Source organism: Allobosea sp. Leaf344, from assembly GCF_001426225.1.
Classification (GTDB): Bacteria; Pseudomonadota; Alphaproteobacteria; order Rhizobiales; family Beijerinckiaceae; genus Allobosea.
Genome location: NZ_LMRT01000001.1, coordinates 794891 through 816685, shown reverse-complemented (window position 1 = coordinate 816685; position 21795 = coordinate 794891). Strand labels below are relative to the sequence as shown.

Genomic DNA, 21795 nt, shown 5'->3' with positions numbered 1-21795 from the left:
CCACCGGAACCTCGCGGGTAGAACCCTCTCCTGTAAGGAGAGGGCAGGGTGAGGTGTCGGCCGGTATTCGTAAAAGGCGAGCCCTGACCGCGCGCTGCGGTTGCCGCGGCGGCTCGTTAACCAGCGGCCTACACCTCTCCCCTGCCCCTCTCCTTACAGGAGAGGGGTTCCCCACGCCTGCTTCCCAATCGGGTCGTGTCGCTGCACACCCTACGCAGCCACCCACCGGAACCTCGCGGGTAGAACCCTCTCCTGTAAGGAGAGGGCAGGGAGAGGTGTCGGCCGTCATCCGTAAGAGGCGAGCCCTGACCGCGCGCTGCGGTTGGCGCGGCGCCTCTTTAACCTGCGGCCCACACCTCTGCCCTGCCCCTCTCCTTACAGGAGAGGGGTTCCCCGCGCACACTCTCCACCGCAGCGCAAAAACTCCCTACCCCCGCCGCCCCTTCCGCTCACCGGCTCCCTTCGGCCGCTGCTCGGTTCTCGGTCCCATCTCGTCGAGCGTCGGCTTTTTCGGCCGGGCCACCCGCGCCACCGGCTTGGCTTCGCCGCCGCCCCAATTATGCGGGCCCATATCGGCGTCGGTCGGCTTGCGCGCCCGGGTCGGCAGGTTGGCGCTCGCGCCATAGCTGCGCTCGCCCTTGTAGCGGCCGGCCGAGGCCTCGACATCGCCCTGCCGTGCCAGCGGATCGTCGCTGATCGCCAGCTCCGTCGCCTGCAGCCGCTTGATCTCGTCGCGCAGCCGGGCCGCGGTCTCGAATTCGAGATCGGCGGCCGCCTCGCGCATGCGCTTCTCGAGATCGGCCAGCGCCGCCTTGAAATTATGCCCGGCGGCGGGGACACCCATGCCGGCATCGACGGTGACGTGGTCGCGCTCATAGACCGAGCCGAGAATGTCGCCGATGGCGCGCTTGATCGTCTGCGGCGTGATGCCATGCGCCTCGTTATAGGCGACCTGCTTCTCGCGGCGGCGATTGGTCTCGGCCATCGCCCGTTCCATCGAGCCGGTGATCTGGTCGGCATAGAGGATGACCTTGCCGTCGACATTGCGCGCCGCCCGGCCGATGGTCTGGATCAGCGAGGTCTCCGAGCGCAGAAACCCTTCCTTGTCCGCGTCGAGAATGGCGACGAAGCCGCATTCCGGAATGTCGAGCCCCTCGCGCAGCAGGTTGATGCCGACGAGCACGTCGAAGGCCCCCAGCCGCAGGTCGCGCAGGATCTCGATGCGCTCGATCGTGTCGATGTCGGAATGCATGTAGCGCACGCGCACCCCGTTCTCGTGCAGATATTCCGTGAGATCCTCGGCCATCCGCTTGGTCAGCACGGTGACCAGCGTGCGGTAGCCCTTGGCCGTGACCTCCTTGATCTCGTCGAGCAGATCCGCGACCTGGTGCTTGGCCGGGCGGATCTCGACCGGCGGGTCGATCAGCCCGGTCGGGCGGATGACCTGCTCGACGAAGACGCCGCCGGTGCGCTCCATCTCCCAGCTGCCCGGCGTCGCCGAGACATGCACCGATTGCGGGCGCATCGCGTCCCATTCCTCGAAGCGCAGCGGCCGGTTGTCCATGCAGGAAGGCAGGCGGAAGCCATATTCCGCCAGCGTCGCCTTGCGACGGAAGTCGCCGCGATACATGCCGCCGATCTGCGGCACGGTGACATGGCTCTCATCGGTGAAGACGAGCGCGTTGTCGGGCAGATATTCGAACAAGGTCGGCGGCGGCTCGCCCGGCTTGCGGCCGGTGAGATAGCGCGAGTAGTTCTCGATGCCGTTGCAGGAGCCGGTGGCCTCGATCATCTCGATGTCGAAGGTGCAGCGCTGGTCCAGCCGCTGCGCCTCGAGGAAGCGGCCCATCCGGTTGAGCTCGTCGAGCCGGCCGCGCAGCTCCTCCTTGATCGACTTCACAGCCTGGGTCAGCGTCGGACGCGGCGTGGTATAGTGCGAATTGCCATAGACCTTGACGAATTCGAGATCCGCCGTCTTCTGCCCCGTCAGCGGGTCGAATTCCGAGATCTGCTCGACCTCGTCGCCGAACAGCCCAATCCGCCAGGCGCGATCCTCGTAGTGGGCCGGGAACAGCTCGATCACGTCGCCGCGCACGCGGAAGCTGCCGCGGGTGAAATCATGCTGGGTGCGCTTGTATTGCAGCGCCACGAGATCGGCGATCAGCTGGCGCTGCTCGATGCGCTCGCCCAGCTTGATGCCGAAGGTCATCGCCGTATAGGTCTCGACCGAGCCGATACCGTAGATGCAGGAGACCGAGGCGACGATGATCACGTCGTCGCGCTCCAGCAGCGAGCGGGTGGCGGAGTGCCGCATCCGGTCGATCTGCTCGTTGATCGAGCTTTCCTTCTCGATATAGGTGTCCGAGCGCGGCACATAGGCCTCGGGCTGGTAGTAATCGTAATAGGAGACGAAATACTCCACCGCATTGTCCGGGAAGAAGCTCTTGAACTCGCCATAGAGCTGCGCCGCCAGCGTCTTGTTCGGCGCCAGGATCAGCGCCGGGCGCTGCGTCTTCTCGATCACCTGCGCCATGGTGAAGGTCTTGCCCGACCCGGTGACGCCGAGCAGCACCTGGTCGCGCTCCTGCCGCGTGATCCCTTCCACCAGCTCGGCGATCGCCGCGGGCTGGTCGCCCGCCGGCTGGTATTCGGAATTCATCCGGAAACGGATGCCGCCCTCGGATTTGACCGGCCGCGGCGGCCGGTGCGGCGTCCAGGCCTTGCCCGGCTCGATGAAGGGGCTGCCGGTCTCGAGCAGGGATTGCAGCGATTGCGCGGTCCGCGACGCCGCGGTCTCGCCCTCGATCCCGTCGAAGGCGGAATCGGCCTTCTTCCCGACCTTGCGCTTGGGCGCGTCCTCGCCGGGCCGGGCCGGGCGCTCATAGCCCGCCTGCGGCTGGTCGCTGAAACCGCCCGCGCCGCCGGGCACCGCCGTGCCGCGATTGATCGCCGGGTTGAGCAGATCGGCGAGATAGCCCTCGAGCGGCTTCAGCGCCGGCTTGCTCGCCTTGGAATTGGGCGTGCGGGCGCTGGCGGGCTTCTTGGCGGGCTTGCTCTTCTCGGTCTGGGACTTGTCTGTTCGGGATTTGGCGCTGCTGTCGGACATCTCGGCAATATGGGGTGCATCGGCTTCGCATGCGAGAGGGGAAGGCGCGAAACGCAGCGCCGTGGTGACAGCAGATGACAGGAGTAGTCAGCCTGGCGAGGCCGCCCGCGCCTAGCTCTTCTCCGCCAGCTCGGCCTTCTTCTTCTCGGCCCAGTCGCGGCCGGCGTCGCCGCCCCAGAGCTGCCAGGCGATGAAGCCGGCCGAGGGGTTCTCGGCATTGTCGAAATCCTTGCCCTTCTTGTCGACCTCGTGCCGGGCGAAATAGCTGGCCATGCGCTTGACGACATCGGCGGAGAGCGGCGCGCGCTTGATCAGCTGGCGAGCGCGGGCCACGCCGATGCGGGTGCCGCCACGCTTGTGCTGCTCGCGCAGCTTCAGCCCCTGTTCCGCGGCCTTGGCGGCGGCGACGGGCGGTGTCAGGTCGATCTCGGCCATCAGCGCCGCTCCAGCTCGGAATGGGATTTCAGGGCCTTTCCGCCATCCGCCTGGGTCACGAGATAGGCCGGCTTCTTCTCCGAGGCATTGCGCCGGATGCGCTTGCCCTTGATGGTGCGGCTGACCTTGCGGGTGAACACCTCCGCCACCTCGCCCTCGGCAGTGCCGCTGCCCCAATGCCACTTGACGGCGGCACCCTTTCGCAATGGGGTCGTCATGCGCGTCTCCTTCGGGTTTCGGGAGGGGCAACGCGGCAAAAGCCCCGCGGTTTCGGGCGGAAGGGACGTGGCGATGCACAAATTCTCGATGGGCGCGATCGCCTTGCTGCTGATCGGCGGCGCCGCCCTCGCCGTGGGACCGGATGTCTCGGCGCTCGACGACGATCCGGATTATCGCGCGGCCCGGCGCTGGATCGAGGAGCGGAATTTCCCGCCGGCCATCGACAAGCTGGAACGCCTGCTCGCGCGCCAGCCGAATTCGCCGGTGCTGTTGAACTGGCTCGCCTACGCGCATCGCAAGCTGAAGAACTACCCGCTCTCCAAGCAGTATTACGACGCGGCGCTGCTGCGCGATCCGACCTTCCTGCCGGCGCTCGAATATCAGGGGGAATGGTTCATCGAGACCGGCGACATGGCCTCCGCCAAGGCCAATCGCGAGAGGCTCGCCGCGCTCTGCGGCCGCTGCCATGAATGGCAGGACCTGAACGCGGCGATCGAGAAGGTCGAGGCGAAATAGCCGGTCGGGTGCGGCCGCTTCAGCTCAGCGGCGCATATTTCACGGCGCAGCCATAGGCGCGGGTGCTGGCTTCCGACACCGGCTTGCCGGCCTTCATCTCGGCGACCGCCTGGCGGATATAGCTCTTGGCGCCGGCGAGGCTGGCGGCGCCGGCGGAGGGCTTGTCGTCGATCGCGCCCATATAGGCGAGCCTGCCTTGGCCATCGACGATGTACATGTGCGGCGTCGTGGTCGCGCCATAGGCGCGGGCGACCTTGCTGTCGGGGTCGAGCAGCACCGCCGTCGGGGCGGCATCGCGCGAGGCGGTCAGCTCCTTCGCCTTGGCGCCGTCGACATGGCCCTGCTCCCCGACCGGCGAGGAGATCACCGAGAGCCAGACGATGCCTTCGCGCGCCATGTCCTTCTGCAGCGTCTGCATGGTGCTGCTGCCGTAATGCTTCCGGACATAGGGGCAATCATGATTGGTCCATTCGAGGATCACGGTCCGGCCCTTGAACTCCGCGAGGCTGCGCGGCTTGCCGTCGGCATCGACAGCCTGAAAGGCGGGCGCTGGCGTGCCGATTTTCGGCGCTCCCTGCGCGACGGCGGGCAGGGCGGCCAGGGCCGAGAGGGCGAGGCCGGCGATGAAACTCTGGCGGGTCAGGCTGGCGGTCACGGGCGGTCTCCTGCGGTTCGGGGTCAGCGAAAGGCGGCGGTTTTGGCCTCGCGCCCGGCGGCGCGCTCGGCGGCGGCGATCAGGCTGTCGGGCGTCAGCAGCTGCGGCAGGATCTCGGCCTGCGCCGCGCTCCGGCCGGGATAGAAGAGATAGAGCGGCACGCCGGCGCGGCCATGTTCGGCGAGCGCCTGCGCGATCATCGCGTCGCGATTGGTCCAGTCGGCCTTGAGATAGACGATGCCGAGCTTGGCGAAGGCGTCCTTCACCTCCTGGCGCGAGAGCGCGACCCGCTCATTGGCCAGGCAGGTGATGCACCAGGCGGCGGTGAAATTGACGAAGACCGGCGTGCCCTTCGCCTGCAGCGCGGCGACGCGTTGCGGCGTCCAGGCCTGCGCATCCTGGGCCCTGGCCTCGTTGCCGGCACCGGGCACCGCGCTTTGCGCCACGAACCAGCCCGCGCCGAGCATGGCGAGAACCGCGAGCAGGGTCGGCACCGGCCGCAGCCGCCCCGTCCCGCGCGAGATCCCGAGCAGCCAGACCACGAAGCCCGCGGCGAGCACCGCGACCAGCGCCGCCAGCACGCCGCTCGGCCCCGCCTGCACCGACGCCACCCAGATCAGCCAGATCGCCGTCGCGAACATCGGGAAGGCGAAGGCCTGCTTCATCACCAGCATCCAGCGGCCGGGCCGGGGCAGCAGCGCCAGCAGCCCGGGCGAGAAGGACAGCGCCACCACCGGCGTGGCGAAGCCGAGCGCCAGCGCGGCGAAGACCGAGAGGCCGAGCGCCGGGGGCTGCGTCACCGCGAAACCGATCGCCGCCCCCATGAAGGGCGCGGTGCAGGGTGTCGCGACAACGACCGCCAGCGCCCCGGTCATGAAGGCGCCGAGCCGCCCGCCGCGGCTGGCGAGCCCGCTGCCGATCCCGGCGGCCGAGGTGCCGATCTCGAAGGCGCCGAGCAGGTTGAAGCCGATCAGTGTCATCACCACCGCCAGCGCGATCACCAGCGGCGGGGATTGCAGCTGGAAGCCCCAGCCGACGCTGGAGCCCAGCGCGCCGAGCCCGATCACCAGCCCCGCCAGCAGCAGGAAAGTCGCCACCACGCCGGCCAGGAACAGCAGCCCCTGTTCGCGCGCCTCGAGACGGCTGGCCTGCGCCAGCTGGGCGAAGCCGAGCGCCTTGATGAACAGCACCGGCAGCACGCAGGGCATCAGATTCAGGATCAGCCCGCCGAGGAAGGCGAAGGCCAGCGCCGACCACAACGTCAGATCGGCGCCCTCGATCGGTGCCGGCAGGCGCGGGACCGCCGGGCTGGCGGAGACCGAGGCGCTCGCCCCGACAAGCGCCGGATCGACGGCCACGCTCAGCGCCAGCGCCCGTTGCGTGCCGTTCTGGTCGAAGGTGACGACGCCCGCGATTTCGCTGTCGGCGATCTTGAAAGCGCTCGAGCGCGCCAATTGCAGCGTCGCGCCTTCGCTCCGGCGCGTCATCGGCTGCGGCGCGGCATGGTCGATCAGCGTGTCCGGGACCGGGAAGAAATGAACCTTGCCGGCATCCGCCGGCAGGCCGGGCAGCGCCAGCGTCAGCGCCTCGCCCGCCGCCGAGAGGCTGGCCCGGAACCCGGCCTCCTGCGGCAAGAATGCGCGCGCCGCCGAGATCCGGGCCTCGGCCGCTGCATCGGCCAGCGGCTGGGCCGCGACCGGAAGATCCAGGGCGAAGACCCCTTCCTCGGGAATGCAGATCTTTTCGCAGACCAGCCAGGTCGCCTTGGCCTTCAGGCTCAGCCGCTCACCGGGTTTTGCCGTTTCGGGAACGGCGATCTCGACCGGGAGCAGCACCGTGCCCTCGAACCCGTAATTCACCAGCGGTTCGACCGGCAGCGCCTTCGGCGCGGGCCACGCGATCGGGCCGGCGCGATAGCCGTCCGGCAGCTCCCATTCGATCCGCGTCGCCTCGCCGGAATCGCCCGGATTCTGCCAATAAGTATGCCAGCCCGGGGCGATCTTCTGCACCAAAGCGAGCTGGACCCGCTCGCCCGGCGCCACCGCGTCGCGGCTGGACAGCAGGGTCGCGCTCACCCGCGGGGAGGTCACGGCCGCGGATTCGGCGGCGAGCGCGGCCGCCGGGGCGAGCATCATCGCCAGCAGCGCGAGGCCGATCCCGCCCGCTGCCCGGCCCATGCCGATCCTGACCTCACGCATCGCCACGCTCATCGCTTCCCCCGACCGCCCGTGCTTGCCGCATTTCGCGGCTCCGAGCCAATGACAACAGGGTGATACAGATCAAAGGCGACGAGACTCTGACGTGAAGAGAGCCGCCGCCGCAAGCGCGGCCGGCGCGAGCGGCCGCCTGGATCGCCCGGCCGGACCGGGACAGCGCCGGATTGCGCTTCCCGATGCCGTGGCCGTGCCGTCAGATCTGGGCGCGCGGATCGTGCCGGGCGACGCGGGCGAGCAGATAGTCCACCTCGGTCTTGGCCAGGGCGCTGAGCGCGGCGCCCGGCTTGCGCTGCGCGTCGCTGGCCAGGATGCCGCGTTTCATCATCGTGTATTTGCGCACCGCGAGCCCGATGCCGAGCTGCTGCTCATAGCGCAGCAGCGGCAGATGCGCGTCGAAGATGTCATGCGCCTCGTCGCGCTTGCCGGCCTTCTGCAGGCCGACCACGTCGATCAGCAGCTCCGGGAAGGCATAGCCGGTCATCGCGCCGTCGGCGCCGCGTTCCATCTCGAAGTCCAGGAACATGCCGCCATTGCCGGTCAGGATCGAGATCGGTCGCAGGCTGCCCTCGGACTGGAATTTGCGCAGGGTCGAGATCTTCTCCAGCCCCGGCCAATCCTCGTGCTTCAGCATCACGCAGGACGGGTTGTCCATGACGATGCGGCGGATCACGGCCGGGGTCATGATCACCGACAGGGTCAGCGGGTAATCCTGGATCACGAAGGGGATGTCGGCGCCGATCGCCTCGATCGCCTGGGCGTAATAGCCGACGATCTGGTCGTCCGTGCGCAGCGCCGGCGGCGGCGCGATCATCACCGCGGCGGCCCCGATCTCCATCGACTGCCGCGCCAGCGAGCGCATGGCCGCGAAGCCGGGCGCCGAGACGCCGACGATCACCGGCTTGCCCGGCATGTTCTTGACGGCGCTGCGCACGATGCCGAGGGATTCCTCCGGTTCGAGCTTGGGCGCCTCGCCCATGATGCCGAGCACCGTCGTGCCGTTGGAGCCGATCCGGTCGTAATAGGCGAAGAGTCGGTCGGTGGAGGCCCAATCGACCGTGCCATCGGCGTTGAACGGCGTCGGCGCGATCGGGAAGACGCCGCTGGCGTCGGCGGTGAGAGGCATGGGAGACGGTCCTTCTGTTGCGGAGACTAGGGCGCCGGCGGCTCAGACGATGCGCGTGCGCACGGTGCCGACGCCGGCGATCTCGCCTTCCAGCACATCGCCCGCGACGACGGCGGCGACGCCCTCCGGCGTGCCGGTGAAGATCAGATCGCCGGCGGCGAGTTCGACCAGGCCGGAGAGATAGGCGATGGTCTCCGGCACGTTCCAGATCTGCTTGGCGAGGTCCGAGCTCTGGCGCGGCACACCGTTGACCACCAGCTCGATCTTCCCGGCGGCCGGATGCCCGGCCTTGCTCGCGGGGACGATTTCGCCGATCGGCCCGGAATGGTCGAAGCCCTTGGCCATGTCCCAGGGCTTGCCGCCTTTCTTGGCCGTCGCCTGGAGGTCGCGGCGCGTCATGTCGAGCCCGGCCGCATAGCCGTAGACATGCGCCAAAGCATCGGCCTCGGCGATGTCGCGCCCGCCGGTGCCGATCGCCACGACCAGCTCCATCTCGTGATGCAGATCGCCGGTCTTGCTGGGATAGGGCATGTCGGCGCCGTTGATCACCAGCGCATCGGCGGGCTTGGTGAAGAAGAAGGGCTCCTCGCGATCGGGATCGCCGCCCATCTCGCGGACATGCTCGGCATAGTTACGCCCGACGCAGAACACGCGGCGCACCGGGAAGAACCCGCCACCGGCGACCGGGACAGCGATGACGGCCGGCGGATCGATTACGTAATTTGTCATGGTGGGCTCCCTGTGTTTCCGCGTTCATGCGGGAGCCGGATCGCCGGAGCAAGAGCCGGCGGCGGTGAAGGGGGCTGCGTCGGAGACATTTTCGACGAGACGGCCTTCGCAGCCGCGATAGACGTTTTGCGGCGCGTGATTGCGTCCGCGCCGCAATGCGCCTTAGAGTGCCGACCGGGCCGTCATGAGCCGGCCTGAACAGAGACTGAAGGAACAGCACGTGAGCACGGGTACCGTGAAATGGTTCAACGAAACCAAGGGCTACGGATTCATCACGCCTGACCAGGGCGGCAGCGATGTGTTCGTGCATATCAGCGCGGTCGAGCGTTCGGGTATGCGTGGTCTGAACGAAGGCCAGAAGATCAGCTACGATCTCGAGGCCGATCGCAAGACCGGCAAGTCCTCGGCGGTCAATCTCAAGACTGCGTGAGAGCGACCTTAGACGGGAGGCCGATCGGCGGCGACGCTTCCCGCGCCAATGCGAATCTCTATCGATCTGAGCGGACTGAAGACGATTCCCGGGCATGCCCGTCGCCAGGAGGCGGCGGTCGACACAAATGGATGCGGGCTCGCATCCGCTCCGCTCGCCTGCCGGCCCCGCCGGCCCTTTCCCCGATCAGCTGCGGCCCTGCGCTGGCCTGAACAGGCGGCCTCGTTCCGCCACCAGCACCAGCGCCAGCGCCACCATCCCGCAGAGCGCATAGCCCAGGGTCAGCGGCACCACCGTGCCGTCGAACATCTGGCCGATCCAGAAGCCGATCAGCGCCCCGCCCGAGGTCGTGACGAAGCCCTGCACCGATGAGGCGGTGCCGGCGACATGGCCGAGCGGATCCATCGCGATCGCGCCGAAATTGGGCGCGAGCAGGCCGAAGCAGAACATCGCCCCGCCCTGGAACAGCGCGAAGCTGAGCATCGATTCCTGCCCCAGCACGGCAACGACCGCATGGGCGCTGGTCAGGCCGATGAAGCCGAGCAGCGCGCCATGCGAGACGCGCCGCATCCCCAGCCGCCCGACGATGCGCGCATTGAGCAGGGCCGCCACCGCCATCGCGCCGGCGATCAGCGCGAAGATCGTCGTGAACCATTCCGGCGCCCGGAACACGTCGACGAAGACCTGTTGCGCGGAGTTGATGAAGCCGAACAGTCCGCCGACGATGAAGGCCATGGCGAGCATGTAGCTCACCGCGATGCGGGTGGTCAGCGTGATCCGGAAAGCGGCCAGCACGCTGTCGACCGCGATCGGCTTGCGATCGTCCGGCTGCAGCGTCTCCGGCAGCTTCAGCCCGGCCCACAGCATCACCACCGCCCCGAAAATCGTCAGCACGCCGAAGATCCAGCGCCAGGGCGCGAACCACAGAATGATCTGGCCGATCGAGGGCGCCAGGATCGGCACCGCCAGGAAGACGATCAGCGCCAGCGACATCACCCGCGCCATCTCGCGCCCGGAATAGCAGTCGCGCACGATCGAGACCGCCAGCACCCGGGTCGCCGCGGCGCCGACGCCCTGCAGCACGCGCGCCAGCATCATCACGCCGAAGGAGCCGGCGAAGGCCGCGGCGATGCTGGCCACCACATACAGAGCGAGCCCGGCCATCAGCACCGGCTTGCGGCCATAGCGGTCGGACAAGGTGCCATAGACGATCTGCGCGACGCCGAAGCCGAGGAGATAGGCGGTCACGATCCATTGCCGGTCATTGGCTTCGGCGATGCCCAGCGTCTCCGCTATCTCCGCCAGCGCCGGCAGCATGGAATCGATCGCCAGCGCATTGGTCGCCATCAGCGCCGCGGTCAGCGCCACGAAGGCGTTGAAGCCCATGCCGTGGCGCGGCTGGGGGGAAGGGGTGGTGTCTGTCATCTCTGCCTGCTGGAGCGGGGGCCGGCTGCCCGGCGCGGCCCCGCCCGGTCATGAGTAGGCATCGCGGCCAGGCCCGGCAAGCCGGGCTCGGGGGCAGTCGCCATGCGCTGCGCGGGCGGCGGACGGCATCGGCCGGCAAAAGCCGTTCGCAGCGGAAGCGGGGATGGTCTAGCGTCACCGCGACGAAAGGCGACGATGATGAACGAGACGAGCCCTCAGCGTGTGACCGTGTCGGAGGGGCGGCTGATGGTCTCCGGCGTGCCGGGCAGCTTCGTCCAGGGCGCCGCCCGCCCGCTGCGGCTGGAGGCGGAGGCGCTGCAGCCGGTCGGCGGTTTCGCGCTGCGCGAAAGCGTGCTGCACGACGAGCGCCGGCTCGAGGGCGTGGCGCGGGTGGTGGCGGACCGGCTGGACCGGATCGGCGCGCCGATCGCCGGCGAGCATCTGGCCCTGACGATCCGTTCTCTGCCCGAATCGGCTTCGGGACAACGCATCCTGCTCGGCATCGAGGCTCTCGCCGATGGCGAGAGCGAGCGGCTCGCCGCGACGCTGTGGCTGCCGGCCGCCGCCTTCGCCGCGCTGAGGGAGGATCTGAGGCAGGGCCAGGCCGGGCTCGTCTCGCTGAGCGCGACCACCAATCTCTGGGTCGCCGATGGCGAGCGCGACAGCCCGCCGGACCGGCCGGTGACCTGGCATCTCGGCGTGTCGCAGGATGGTTCGCCCACCCCGGCGCGCGGCCTCGTCGAGAGCCTGAGCTGGCGGGCGGCGACGCCGCCCGAGCCCGAGGCGCCGGCCGAGATCGAGGCCGCGCCCGCCGAGGAGGATCCGGCCGAGACGGCGGCCGAGGCGCTGGCCCGCCTCAACTGGACCGTCCGGCAGATGACCCTGGTGCTCGTCTTCCTGCTGATCGTGATCGCGCTGAAATGACGGGTGGGCGAGAAGGCGCCGACCAAGGCGCCGACCCAGGCGCCGACCCTTGCGCCGGCGGTTGCGGCGGGGTCGGCGCCGGCCGGCTCAATGCTTGTGCTGATGCTCCTGGTCGCCGCTGCTGCGCGCGCCCACCGGCTCGACCTTGAGCTCGACCTCGACCTGACCCGCCTTCTCGAAGGTCAGCGTCGCCTTCGGCATCCGGCCCTGCTCGATCGGCTGCTTCAGATCCATGAACATGATGTGGTAGCCGCCCGGCTTGAACTCGATCTTGGCCCCAGGGGCGATGTCCAGCCCCTTGTCGAGCGGGCGCATGGTCATGACGCCGTTGGTCACCGCCATCTCATGGATCTCGGTCTTGCCGGCGAAGCTGGCGCTGGCCGAGATCAGACGGTCGGGCGTCGTGCCCTTGTTCTCGATGCTGAGATAGCCGCCGCCGACCTTGGCGCCGGCCGGCGTGGCACGCGTCCAGGGATGGCCGATCGTGAGGGCGCCGGCCTTGTATTCATGCGCGGTCGCGGCGGCGGCACCCCAGATCAGGGCCGAGGCGGCGATGAGGGAGAGAGAGCGTTTCATCGAAATATCCATTCGGAAGTGAGCGGCACAGATCGGCCGGCAGCATGCGCGGGCGCTGCGATCTGGCGACGCGGAAAGGGCTCGGGAAAATGTGCAGGCTCAGCCGAGAGGCGGCCCGCGCGACGGCTGCAGGCCGAAGGGCGCCGCCGCATGGGCGGGCGCGCTCGCATGGGGCGCGGCGGCCAGGACGACCGGCAGGCGCAGCGGCACATGCGCGGTAACGTCCGGCGGCAGGGCGACCGGCCAACTGGCGAGGCACCCCTTGCAATGGGCAGGCTCGGACGGGGTTTCCGATCCCGGAGCGGCGTCTCCCGAGCAGAGCTGGGGTGCGCCGAGTTCCGCGGGCCAAGCGGCGGCGGGCGACGGCGCGAGACCGGCCGCGACGACGGCCAGCGCATAGGCGCAAGCCAGCCAGGCGCCGATCATCGAGCGTCGCAGCGTGGCAAGAAGGGGGAAGCGGGCCGCCATGGCGAGCAGATGCTCCCGCCGGGCCGCGCGCGTCAAGATGCCAGTCGTCGCAGTCGGACGGCGTTTCCTCCGGCAAAGCGAGGGACGTTCTGCTTCGGCGCGCCGCAGGAGAACGGGCTGCTCCAGGCTCACGTTTCTTTAAAAGAACGCTGCGGTTGACAAACAGGACGCTGCTTGCCAGATTAGTCGCATCAGCCCGGGCGACCGGCTGGTCGCGGGGATTTGAGCAAGCAGCTTGCGCCGCGTCACCAAACGCTAAAGCGCCACGGCCCGGGTCGTGGACTCCGTTCTCGAGGAGCACAGACATGATCACGACGACGCCGCTGTCCCCGCAAGGCCTGAAGCCCGCCTCGATGGGCTGCTGTCGACGCTGACCGGAATTGAGGCGGCCGCAGCCGTCTCGCACTGACCGCATCCCCGTCACGTCATCGGCGCCGCATCCGCGGCGGAGGCAAACCATGGTCCAAGTCCAAACATTCGCCCCGGCCCCGCAGGGCCGGCCCGCAACCGCGTCGCTCCCGTCCCTGGGCGCCACGCAGGCCTATGTCATCGAGATCGGCGACACCCAGGCCGGCCTCGTCAGCCGCGCGGCGGACGAGCGCTTCTTCACCTTCATCGCCGCCTCCTCCGCCTTCCACCGGCTGGAGGGGCAGCGCTTCGCCACGCCGCTGGCGGCCGAGCAGGCCGCCAGGCTGCTCGCCGCGCCCCGCCGCGCCCGCTATCCCATCTGAGGCCGTCATGACCATTCCCCTGAAGCCCGATAGTTTCGCGGCGGCGCTGCCGCTGCCGCCTGGGCAACCGCCGATCATCCGCTTCGAGCGCGTCGCCAAGCGCTTTCCCGCCCGCAAGGGCCAGAGCGAGGTCACAGCCCTGCAGGAGATCAGCCTGGAGGTGCCGCGCGGCGCCATTCTCGGCGTCATCGGCCGGTCCGGCGCCGGAAAATCGACGCTGATCCGGCTCGTCAACGGGTTGGAGCGGGCCAGCTCCGGCCGCATCCTGATCGAGGACGAGGACGTCACGGCTCTGAGCGAGCGCGGCTGGCGCGGCCGGCGCCGGGCGACCGGCATGATCTTCCAGCATTTCAACCTGCTCTCCTCCCGCACCGTGTTCGACAATGTCGCGCTGCCGCTGGAGATCGCCGGAGCGGACCGCGACGCGATCGCGGCGCAGGTGACGCGGCTGCTCGCGCTGGTCGGCCTCTCCGACAAGAGCGCGCGCTACCCGGCCGAGCTCTCGGGCGGGCAGAAGCAGCGCGTCGGCATCGCGCGGGCTCTCGCCACCGAGCCGAAGGTGCTGCTCTGCGACGAGGCGACCTCGGCTCTCGATCCCGAGACCACCCGCTCCATCCTGGCCCTGCTGCGCCGGGTCAATCGCGAACTCGGCGTCACCATCCTGCTGATCACCCATGAGATCCCGGTGATCAAGGAGATCTGCGACCGTGTCGCGGTGATCGAGGGCGGGCGGATCGTCGAATCCGGCGACAGCTTCGACGTGCTGACGCGGCCGCAGCACCCCACCACCGCCCGCTTCGTCGAGGCGGTGACCGGGGTCGAGCTGCCGGTCGGCCTCGCCGAGAGGCTGCGGCCGGAGCCGCAGCCCGGCGGCGCCACGGTGCTGCGCATCACCTTCACCGGCGAGAACGCGACGGCGCCGGTGATCAGCCGGCTCAGCGGCACGCTCGGCATCGACGTCAACATCCTCGCCGGGCGCATCGACGCCATCGCCGGCCGGCCCTTCGGCAGCCTGCTCGTGCAGGTTCCGGCGCAGGAGCCGGAGCGCTCCGCCGTGCTGGGCGCGCTGCGCAGCCTCGACCTGCGGACGGAGGTGCTCGGCCATGTCGCCTGAGATCTTGCGCCTCATCGTTCAGGCCACGGCCGATACGGTGCTGATGGTCGCCATCGCGGCCGGGTTGGGCACGCTGCTCGGCCTGCCGCTCGGCGTCTTCCTCGCCACCAGCCGGCGCGGCGAGCTGTTCGCGAGCCCCATCGCCAACGGCCTGCTCGGCGCCGTGGTCAACGCCACCCGCTCGACCCCCTTTATCATCCTCGTGGTCGCGATCATCCCGTTCACGCGCCTGATCGCCGGCACCTCGATCGGCACCACCGCCGCGATCGTGCCGCTGACGGTGGCCTCGATCCCCTTCATCGCGCGGCTGATCGAGGGGGCGATCCGCGAGGTCGATCAGGGCCTGGTCGAGGCCGCCCGCGCGATGGGGGCGAGCCCGCTTCAGATCGTCGGCAAGGTCTTGGTTCCGGAGGCGCTGCCGGCGATCGTGCTCGGCCTGACCCTGGCGCTGGTCAGCCTGCTCGGCTTTTCCGCCATGGTCGGCGCGGTCGGCGGCGGCGGGCTCGGCGATCTCGGCATCCGCTATGGCTATCAGCGCTTCATGCCCGATGTCATGGCCGCCGTCGTCGCCGTGCTGATCATCCTGGTCCAGACCGTGCAGAGCCTGGGTGACCGGCTCGCCCGCCGCCTCAACAAGCGCCTGCGCCAGGCCTGACCGTCCGCCCCTCTTCACCATTGCCCGCAGGACACGCGGCCCGATCCCGGGCCGCGAGGACCGGGCTCGTCCCGCAATCACGTTCAACCTCAGGAGAAGACCATGACCACGCTTTCGACCCGCCGCATCGTGCTCGTCGCCGGCCTCGCCCTCGGGCTCGGCACCCAGGCCTTCGCGCAGCAGGGCCAGACCCTGCGGATCGGCGCCTCGCCGGGACCCCATGCCGAGATCCTGGAACAGGTGAAGCCGATCCTGGCCCGGCAGGGCATCACGCTGCAGATCATCGAATTCTCGGATTACGTCGTGCCCAACCAAGCCCTGGATGCCGGCGAGCTTGAGGCGAATTCCTTCCAGAACCAGCCCTATCTCGACAATCAGATCAAGGATCGCGGCTACAAGCTGGTCAGTGTCGGCCTGACCGTGAACTTCCCGCTCGGCATCTATTCCGCGAAGTACAAGAGCTGGTCCGAGCTGCCGGAGGGGGCGACCGTCGCCATCCAGAACGATCCGACCAATGGCGGGCGCTCGCTGCTGCTGCTGCAGGACAAGGGCGCGATCAAGCTGAAGGACGGCGTCGGCTTCAAGCCCAGCCCCGCCGACGTGATCGCCAATCCGAAGAAGCTGAAGATCATCGAGATCGACGCCGCCCAGACGCCGCGCTCGCTGAACGACGTCGCCGCGGCGGCGATCAACACCAATTACGCGGTCGACGCCAAGATCGAGCCGACCTCGGCCATCCTGCGCGAGGATCCCAAGGGGCCTTATGTCAACCTGATCGCCGTGCGTGCCGCCGACAAGGACAAGCCCTGGGTGGCGGCGCTGCTCCAGGCCTATCGCAGCCCGGAGATCAAGGAGTTCATCGCAGCGCGCTTCAAGGGCGCGGTGCTGGCGAGCTGGTGAGGCCGCGCTCGGCCAAGCCAGGAAAACCCCTCCCCCTGCGGGGAGGGGCATGGGCCGAGAGCCTGCAGACTAGCCTCGGGCGACGTCCTGCGAGGCGGAGCGCTTGAGCCCGATCAGCTCCATTTCCGTGACGATCCCGACCGCGACCGCTTGGGCCAGGACGAAGCCGATGCCGAGCCCGCTCGGCTGGAACCAGCCGCCGACCAGGACCAGCAGGCTGTCGGCGATCCACAACAGGTTGACGCCGATCACGGCGAGCACCGCGATCCGCGGCAGGGTCTGGCGGCTGGCGAGCCAGGCCAGGGCCAGCGCGCAGGGCAGCAGCGCCAGGCCCGCCCCCCGCAGCAGCGTCTCGGGCAGGCCGAGCAGGGGCGAAAGCGGCGTCGCGGCGGTGGCGAGAAGCAGGCCCATTCCGGCGCAGGCGAAGGCATCGAGGGCGAGGGCCTGGCGCAGCAGGCGGGCAGGAACGAGGGTCGTCATGTCGTGTCTCCTTGGCTGTGGTGCGCCTGGCCGGCGCCCCGGTTGATGGGGCGATGCTGCCCTCGTCGCGGCGGCCGGTCGATTAAGCCGGAGGTAATTGCCGGACCCGCCGGTCTCGCCGATGCTGCCGCCATGAACACGCATCAGCCCCAGCCCCATGCCGGCCGCCTCATCCGCGACTGGCGCCATCTCCGCCGCCTCAGCCAGCTCGATCTTGCGCTCGAGGCCGAGATTTCGCAGAAGCACCTCAGCTTCGTGGAAAGCGGCCGCTCGCAGCCGAGCCGGGACATGATCCTGCTGCTCTGCGAGACGCTCGGCGTGCCGCTGCGCGAGCGCAACGCCATCCTGACCGCCGGCGGCTATGCCCCGGTCTTCCTGGAGCGGAGCTGGGAGGATCCCGGCCTCGCCGCCGCCCGCGCCGCGATCGATGCGGTGCTCGAGGGGCACGAGCCCTATCCGGCGCTCGCCGTCGACCGGCACTGGACGCTGATGGCGAAGAATGCCGCGGTCGCGCCGCTGATGGGCCTGGCGGCCGATCCCGATCTGCTGCGGCCACCGGTCAATGTGCTGCGGCTGTCGCTGCATCCGCAGGGGCTGGCGCCGCTGATCGTGAATTTCGCGCCCTGGCGGGAGCATCTGCTCGCCCGCCTGCGCCAGCAGATCCGGGCTACCGCGGATGGCGAGCTGGCGGCGCTGATGGAGGAGCTCGCGGCCTATCCCGCGCCCTGCGAAACACAGGCGCCCGCCCGACAGCATGGACACGGGCTGAGCCAGGAGCAGCGGCCCGGACAGGACATCGCCATAGCGATCCCGCTGCAGCTGCGCCTGGGGGAGCAGGTGCTTTCCTTCATCTCGACCACGACCGTCTTCGGCACGCCGGTGGACATCACCTTGTCGGAGCTCGCGCTGGAAACCTTCTTCCCCGCCGATGCCGCGACCCGGGCCGTTCTGGAGGCGATGGCGAAGGACAGGCGCGGCGGCTGAGGGGCGCGAGATCGCGGCGCGCCGCTGGAACCAAATCGCCTTTGCCCGGTTTCTCCTGCACAGCCGCGGAGCGGCGCGAGTTCAACCGAAGGAGTGCCAAATCATGGGTAGCACTGGCGACAAGATCAAGGGCATGGCCAACGAGGCCGCCGGCAACATCAAGCAGGCCGCCGGCCGCATGATGGACAAGCCGGATCTGGAAGCCGAGGGCTTTGCGCAGGAGCGCAAGGGCGAGGCCCAGCAGGCCGTCGGCAAGGGCAAGGATGCCGTCAAGAACGTCGTCGACAAGGTCTGACGCTTCTTCGATATAATGATGACGGGCTCCCGAAAGGGGGCCCGTTTTTCGTTACGCCTCGGCCTAGCGCTGCCCGCCCCGTATGCGGCGGATCATCTCGTTCAGCGCCAGCAGCACCAGCGCCAGGATGAAGGGCAGCAGGTAGTAGATGATGCGGAACAGCAGCAGCGCGCCGAGCACCTGCTCGAAGGGCATGCGGCTCAGCGCCACCAGGATCGTCGCCTCGAAGACGCCGAGCCCGCCCGGGGCATGGCTGGCGATCCCGATCAGGCAGGCGAAGACATAGGCCGCCAGGAAGGTCGGATATTCCAGATTATGCCCGCCGGGCAGCAGCACGAACAGCACGGCCGCCGCCGAACAGACTTCCGCCGCGCCGAGCAGCATCTGGGCCAGCGTGATGCCGAGCCCCGGCAGCGGCAGGTTCCAGCCCCGGACCCGGATGGTACGTTCGCCCGAGGATATCCAGATGAGGTAGCCCAGCGTTCCGGCCGCCACCGCGGCGCCCATCGCCTGGACCACCAGCGGGCTGGTGCGCGCCAGCACCGCGACCTGGCCGGAGGCGTAGAACAGGCTGGCGCAGAGCACGGCGCCTAGGCCGAGCCAGAAGGTGATGCCGGCGATCACCGTCAGGCTCGCCACCTCCGAGGCGCGCACCCCCTTCGCCGCATAGATCCAGTACCGCACCGTGCCGGCGGTCACGATCGGGAAGCCGAGGGTGAAGGAGACGGAATAGCTGGTGAAGGAGCCGAGCGCGGTGGTGCGATAGGGGATCGACAGGCCGAGCCGCTTCAGCGCCAGCGCATCATAGCCGGTGAGAAGCAGATAGCTCAGCGCGGTGAAGGCCAGCGCCAGGCCGAGCTGGCGCAGGCTCGCATCGGCGAAGGCCTTGCCGAGCTCGCCGGGCTCGATCTCCTTGACGATGATCCAGAGGACGACCAGCGAGGCGCAGAAGATCAGCGCGCTGGCGAGCGGACCGAGCCACCACCAGCGGCTGCGCCGGCGCGGAGGCAGTAGAGGCTCATCCTGGCCGAAGGACATGAGGCGGACTCGAAGATGCTGGCCAGATCCGGCCCCGCGGATCGCAGGGCCTGGCCGGGAGGGCAAGTGGTCGCGGGCGCGGCCGACGACCGGAGAGATAGCGCCTTATCGCGGATGCACAAGGCACGGATGTGACGCAGCATCGGCTCCGGCGGGCGCAGGACCGCGACGACCGCGCCGCGCCGCGGCCCCGGTCCCGCGCACCCTGCCGATCGGTGCCGGGCGCTCAGCCCCTCTTGCGGAACACGCGCAGCGTCTTGAAGGGCGCGATCTCCTCGACTGGGGCCTGCGCCGCCCATTCGGCGATGATCGGCTCGGCCGAGGCATAGGCGAAGGAGCCGGTGTAGAACAGGATGTGCCCGCCCGCATCGGTTTGCGCAGTGAACAGGTCCATCACCTCGCGATCCGTCAGGGCGCCATAGGCATCGTTCGCCTCGCTGCGGAATTCGCAGGAATGGAACAGGGTGACGATGTCGAAGCGCGGCAGCAGCCTGGCGTTGCTGGTGTAGATATCGCCGAAATAGGCGCTGTAATGCTTGGTGATCGTCGGGTTCTGCGTCGCCAGCTTGACGAAGGCGTCATATTCCTTGGGCGAGGCGGTGATGCCCAGCACGGTGCAGTCGAGCTCGGGTTCGGCGCAGCGGATCCCGACATAATGATGCCCGCCGGTGCCGAAATGGAAGATGCGCTGGCCGGTCACGCCCTGCTCCTCGAGCCATTCGACGAAATGCACGTCGCAGGGGCATTGGTCGACGCGCAACCCCCAATAGACGTCCCAGATATTCATCGGGGCGGCGGTGCTGGTCTGGGCGGTGGTCATGCCGGAAGGCTCCATTGGCTGGCGTCACACAGGGCGTTCGGGCGCGATGGCGCCGACGCCGGAAAGGATCGGGCGGGTCTCGTCCGCCGCATCCGGAGGGGGGCAGGGGCGCAGCTGGTCCGAGCTCGAGATGCGGACCACGCCGCCGGCGCGCTTCATCACCACGCGATGGGTGGCGGCCTCGCCGAAGCCGGCGCTCTGGCCGAAGGCGAGGACGATGGCGTCGGGCCTGTCGTCGCGCAGCCGCTCGATCAGCTCCAGCGCCACCTCCGGCTCGAGCGCGCTGGTGGCTTCGTCGAGCAGCAGGATGTCGGGCCGGGCGAGCTCGGCGCGGGCGAGCGCCAGCCGCTGCCGGTCGCCCAGCGCCAGCTCCTTGTCCCAGTCGCAGGGCTCATCCAGCCGTCCCGCCAGGCCCGACAGCCCGTAGCGGCGCAGCGCCTCCGTCAGCCGCTCGGTCGGCAGGGTCAGATCGGTGTCGAGCACCGCGCGCAAACTGCCTTCCGTGAGGTGCAGCTGGTGCGGCACGACGCAGACCAGCGCCTGGTCCGGCAGGGCGATCTCGCCGCGGCCCCAGGGCCAGAGCCCGGCGATCGCCTGGATCAGCGCCGCCTTGCCGAGGCCGAGCTCGCCCGACAGATGCAGCACTGCTCCCGGCGGCAGGCTGAAGCCGATATCGGCGGCCAGGGTCCGGCCGTCCCGGTCGATCAGCGTCACCGCATCGAGGCGCAGGCGCTCGTCCGGGCTCGGCATCACGGTCAGATGGTCGCGCGGGGCGTCGCCATCGACCTTCGCCAGCGCATCCGCCAGCTCGTTGACGCGGCGCGCCGCCGCCAGCCATTCGGCTATGCGCATGAAATTGTCGAGCAGCCAGTTGAAGGCGTTCTGCACCGCGATGAACGCCGCGGCGACCTGCACGACCCCGCCGAGCGACATCTCGCCGGAGAGATATTTCGGCGCCGCCAGCAGCAGCGGCACCACCGGCACCAGCGCGCCGGAGCCGTTGGTGATCCAGGTCAGCCGGCCGCGCTGGCGGATCATCGCGCGCCAGCGCTCGACCAGCCCGCCATAGGTCGCCGACACGGCCCGCCGCTCGCCGGCCTCGGTGCGCGCGAGCGCGATCGTCTCGCCATGGTCGCGGATCCGCATCAGCGCGAAGCGCAGCCTCGCTTCGCCCTCGTTGCGGGCCGCGATCAGCCGCGGCAGCCTGCGCCCTACGATGGTGATCAGCAGCGAGACGATGACCGCATAGGCGATGGCCGCCAGCACCATATAGGCGGGGATGACCACCGCCTGCGCGCCCTGGCCGACGCGCAGCGAGCCGCCGATGCTCCAGAGAATGCCGATGAAGGTGATCGCGGTGATGATCGCCGACAGCAGGCCGATGGCGAAATCGACGACCGGCTCGGTCGCCCAGCGCACGTCGTCGGCGATGCGATATTCCGGATGCGCCGGCTCGTAGCCGGACAGGCTGAGCCGGTAGAAGCGCCGCTGCCCGATCCAGCGATCCGCCAGCTTCGCCGTCACCCATTCCCGCCAGAACACCTGGAAGGTCTCGCGCGACACCAGGATGACCACGCCGAGCCCGGCGGCGATCAGCACCAGCACGGGAAAGACCGCCATGGCGATCAGCGCGCTGTCGGCGTCGCGCGTCTCCAGCGCGTCGAAGAACCAGCCATTCCAGCGGTTGATCGTGACGTTGGCGAAGACGCCGAGGATGATGCCGGCCGCGAGCGAGACCGTCCAGAACCAGGCCCGGCCGGCGCTCCCGCCACGCCAGAAGCCGCCGGTCAGCTGCGCGAAGCGCAGCGCGACCTGCCAATCGCTCGATCGGCGCTCCGCATCGCGGGTGTCGGCCGTATTCGGCAACAGAGACGGCCCCCCACAGCCCGCAACCGGAACGAGCTTGCCGGGTTAAAGTGTGCCGGATGAACTCGACCTGAACGATTTGCCGGCGTC

Annotated in this window: 23 protein-coding genes; 9 read left to right on the top strand and 14 right to left on the bottom strand. The window is 69.2% G+C overall.

Going from position 1 to position 21795, the window contains the following annotated elements; all coding sequences use genetic code 11:
• Positions 1–427 precede the first annotated feature (427 nt).
• The 3 genes from uvrB to ASG72_RS03710 form a co-directional block, all read right to left on the bottom strand.
• The gene (gene uvrB, locus ASG72_RS03720) at positions 428–3106 is read right to left on the bottom strand and encodes an excinuclease ABC subunit UvrB (RefSeq protein ID WP_056709147.1); all 2679 of its coding nucleotides are present in this window, start codon (positions 3104–3106) and stop codon (positions 428–430) included.
• 111 nt (positions 3107–3217) lie between these two features.
• Positions 3218–3541: a hypothetical protein gene (locus tag ASG72_RS03715; protein ID WP_056709145.1), complete on the bottom strand. Its 324-nt coding sequence runs from the start codon at positions 3539–3541 to the stop codon at positions 3218–3220.
• Complete coding sequence (locus ASG72_RS03710) at positions 3541–3759, bottom strand: DUF2945 domain-containing protein (RefSeq protein WP_056709142.1); 219 nt, start codon at positions 3757–3759, stop codon at positions 3541–3543. The genes ASG72_RS03715 and ASG72_RS03710 overlap by 1 nt, the downstream gene beginning before the upstream one ends.
• Positions 3760–3832: 73 nt before the next feature.
• Between ASG72_RS03710 and ASG72_RS03705 the strand changes: the two genes are divergently transcribed.
• Positions 3833–4276: a hypothetical protein gene (locus ASG72_RS03705; protein ID WP_056709140.1), complete on the top strand. Its 444-nt coding sequence runs from the start codon at positions 3833–3835 to the stop codon at positions 4274–4276.
• A gap of 19 nt (positions 4277–4295) precedes the next feature.
• On the opposite strand, the gene ASG72_RS03700 is transcribed toward ASG72_RS03705, so the two are convergent.
• The 4 genes from ASG72_RS03700 to ASG72_RS03685 all read right to left on the bottom strand — a co-directional run bounded on the left by ASG72_RS03700 (position 4296) and on the right by ASG72_RS03685 (position 8999).
• Positions 4296–4931 carry a thioredoxin family protein gene (locus ASG72_RS03700; protein ID WP_156395770.1) on the bottom strand — a complete coding sequence of 212 codons (636 nt, stop codon included), beginning with the start codon at positions 4929–4931 and terminating at the stop codon, positions 4296–4298.
• A gap of 23 nt (positions 4932–4954) precedes the next feature.
• Positions 4955–7129 carry a protein-disulfide reductase DsbD domain-containing protein gene (locus ASG72_RS03695; RefSeq protein WP_200939883.1) on the bottom strand — a complete coding sequence of 725 codons (2175 nt, stop codon included), beginning with the start codon at positions 7127–7129 and terminating at the stop codon, positions 4955–4957.
• 211 nt (positions 7130–7340) lie between these two features.
• Positions 7341–8270, bottom strand: coding sequence for a dihydrodipicolinate synthase family protein (locus ASG72_RS03690; RefSeq protein WP_056709131.1), 930 nt, complete (start codon positions 8268–8270; stop codon positions 7341–7343).
• A gap of 42 nt (positions 8271–8312) precedes the next feature.
• Entirely contained in the window at positions 8313–8999 is a 687-nt protein-coding gene (locus ASG72_RS03685) for a fumarylacetoacetate hydrolase family protein (protein ID WP_056709127.1), read from the bottom strand.
• Positions 9000–9219: 220 nt separating this feature from the next.
• Here ASG72_RS03685 and ASG72_RS03680 point away from each other — a divergent pair, with 220 nt between their 5' ends.
• Positions 9220–9429, top strand: coding sequence for a cold-shock protein (locus ASG72_RS03680; protein WP_054210450.1), 210 nt, complete (start codon positions 9220–9222; stop codon positions 9427–9429).
• Positions 9430–9615: 186 nt separating this feature from the next.
• Here the strand turns inward: ASG72_RS03680 and ASG72_RS03675 are convergent, their stop codons facing one another.
• Positions 9616–10854 (bottom strand): multidrug effflux MFS transporter, encoded by a 1239-nt coding sequence (locus ASG72_RS03675; protein WP_244488679.1) that lies wholly within the window; start codon positions 10852–10854, stop codon positions 9616–9618.
• Between the two features lie 198 nt (positions 10855–11052).
• On the opposite strand from ASG72_RS03675, the gene ASG72_RS03670 reads away from it, so the two are divergent.
• Positions 11053–11778 carry a hypothetical protein gene (locus ASG72_RS03670; protein WP_156395769.1) on the top strand — a complete coding sequence of 242 codons (726 nt, stop codon included), beginning with the start codon at positions 11053–11055 and terminating at the stop codon, positions 11776–11778.
• Between the two features lie 87 nt (positions 11779–11865).
• On the opposite strand, the gene ASG72_RS03665 is transcribed toward ASG72_RS03670, so the two are convergent.
• Positions 11866–12354 carry a copper chaperone PCu(A)C gene (locus ASG72_RS03665; protein WP_244488678.1) on the bottom strand — a complete coding sequence of 163 codons (489 nt, stop codon included), beginning with the start codon at positions 12352–12354 and terminating at the stop codon, positions 11866–11868.
• A 99-nt stretch (positions 12355–12453) separates the two neighbouring features.
• Positions 12454–12858, bottom strand: coding sequence for a hypothetical protein (locus ASG72_RS03660; protein WP_056709117.1), 405 nt, complete (start codon positions 12856–12858; stop codon positions 12454–12456).
• Positions 12859–13280: 422 nt separating this feature from the next.
• Between ASG72_RS03660 and ASG72_RS03655 the strand changes: the two genes are divergently transcribed.
• From ASG72_RS03655 to ASG72_RS03640, 4 genes are all read left to right on the top strand, one after another.
• Positions 13281–13553 carry a hypothetical protein gene (locus ASG72_RS03655; protein WP_244488677.1) on the top strand — a complete coding sequence of 91 codons (273 nt, stop codon included), beginning with the start codon at positions 13281–13283 and terminating at the stop codon, positions 13551–13553.
• Positions 13554–13560: 7 nt separating this feature from the next.
• The gene (locus tag ASG72_RS03650) at positions 13561–14667 is read left to right on the top strand and encodes a methionine ABC transporter ATP-binding protein (RefSeq protein ID WP_056709112.1); all 1107 of its coding nucleotides are present in this window, start codon (positions 13561–13563) and stop codon (positions 14665–14667) included.
• Positions 14657–15322, top strand: a complete 666-nt coding sequence (locus tag ASG72_RS03645; protein ID WP_056709109.1) for a methionine ABC transporter permease — start codon at positions 14657–14659, stop codon at positions 15320–15322. The genes ASG72_RS03650 and ASG72_RS03645 overlap by 11 nt, the downstream gene beginning before the upstream one ends.
• Before the next feature lie 102 nt (positions 15323–15424).
• On the top strand, positions 15425–16222 hold the full coding sequence (locus ASG72_RS03640; RefSeq protein WP_082540046.1) for a MetQ/NlpA family ABC transporter substrate-binding protein: 798 nt from the start codon (positions 15425–15427) through the stop codon (positions 16220–16222).
• A gap of 69 nt (positions 16223–16291) precedes the next feature.
• Here ASG72_RS03640 and ASG72_RS03635 read toward each other — a convergent pair whose 3' ends face one another.
• Positions 16292–16702 (bottom strand): hypothetical protein, encoded by a 411-nt coding sequence (locus ASG72_RS03635; protein WP_056709106.1) that lies wholly within the window; start codon positions 16700–16702, stop codon positions 16292–16294.
• Positions 16703–16834: 132 nt separating this feature from the next.
• Between ASG72_RS03635 and ASG72_RS03630 the strand changes: the two genes are divergently transcribed.
• Both ASG72_RS03630 and ASG72_RS03625 read left to right on the top strand, forming a co-directional pair.
• Positions 16835–17686, top strand: a complete 852-nt coding sequence (locus ASG72_RS03630; protein ID WP_056709103.1) for a helix-turn-helix transcriptional regulator — start codon at positions 16835–16837, stop codon at positions 17684–17686.
• Positions 17687–17789: 103 nt separating this feature from the next.
• The gene (locus tag ASG72_RS03625; protein WP_056709100.1) at positions 17790–17981 is read left to right on the top strand and encodes a CsbD family protein; all 192 of its coding nucleotides are present in this window, start codon (positions 17790–17792) and stop codon (positions 17979–17981) included.
• A 63-nt stretch (positions 17982–18044) separates the two neighbouring features.
• Here the strand turns inward: ASG72_RS03625 and ASG72_RS03620 are convergent, their stop codons facing one another.
• From ASG72_RS03620 to ASG72_RS03610, 3 genes are all read right to left on the bottom strand, one after another.
• Positions 18045–19019, bottom strand: coding sequence for a lysylphosphatidylglycerol synthase domain-containing protein (locus ASG72_RS03620; RefSeq protein WP_056709098.1), 975 nt, complete (start codon positions 19017–19019; stop codon positions 18045–18047).
• Positions 19020–19245: 226 nt separating this feature from the next.
• Positions 19246–19839 (bottom strand): hypothetical protein, encoded by a 594-nt coding sequence (locus tag ASG72_RS03615; protein ID WP_200939882.1) that lies wholly within the window; start codon positions 19837–19839, stop codon positions 19246–19248.
• A 24-nt stretch (positions 19840–19863) separates the two neighbouring features.
• A complete protein-coding gene (locus ASG72_RS03610; protein ID WP_056709094.1) occupies positions 19864–21705 on the bottom strand; it encodes an SbmA/BacA-like family transporter in 1842 nt (613 codons plus the stop codon).
• Between the last annotated feature and the right edge of the window lie 90 nt (positions 21706–21795).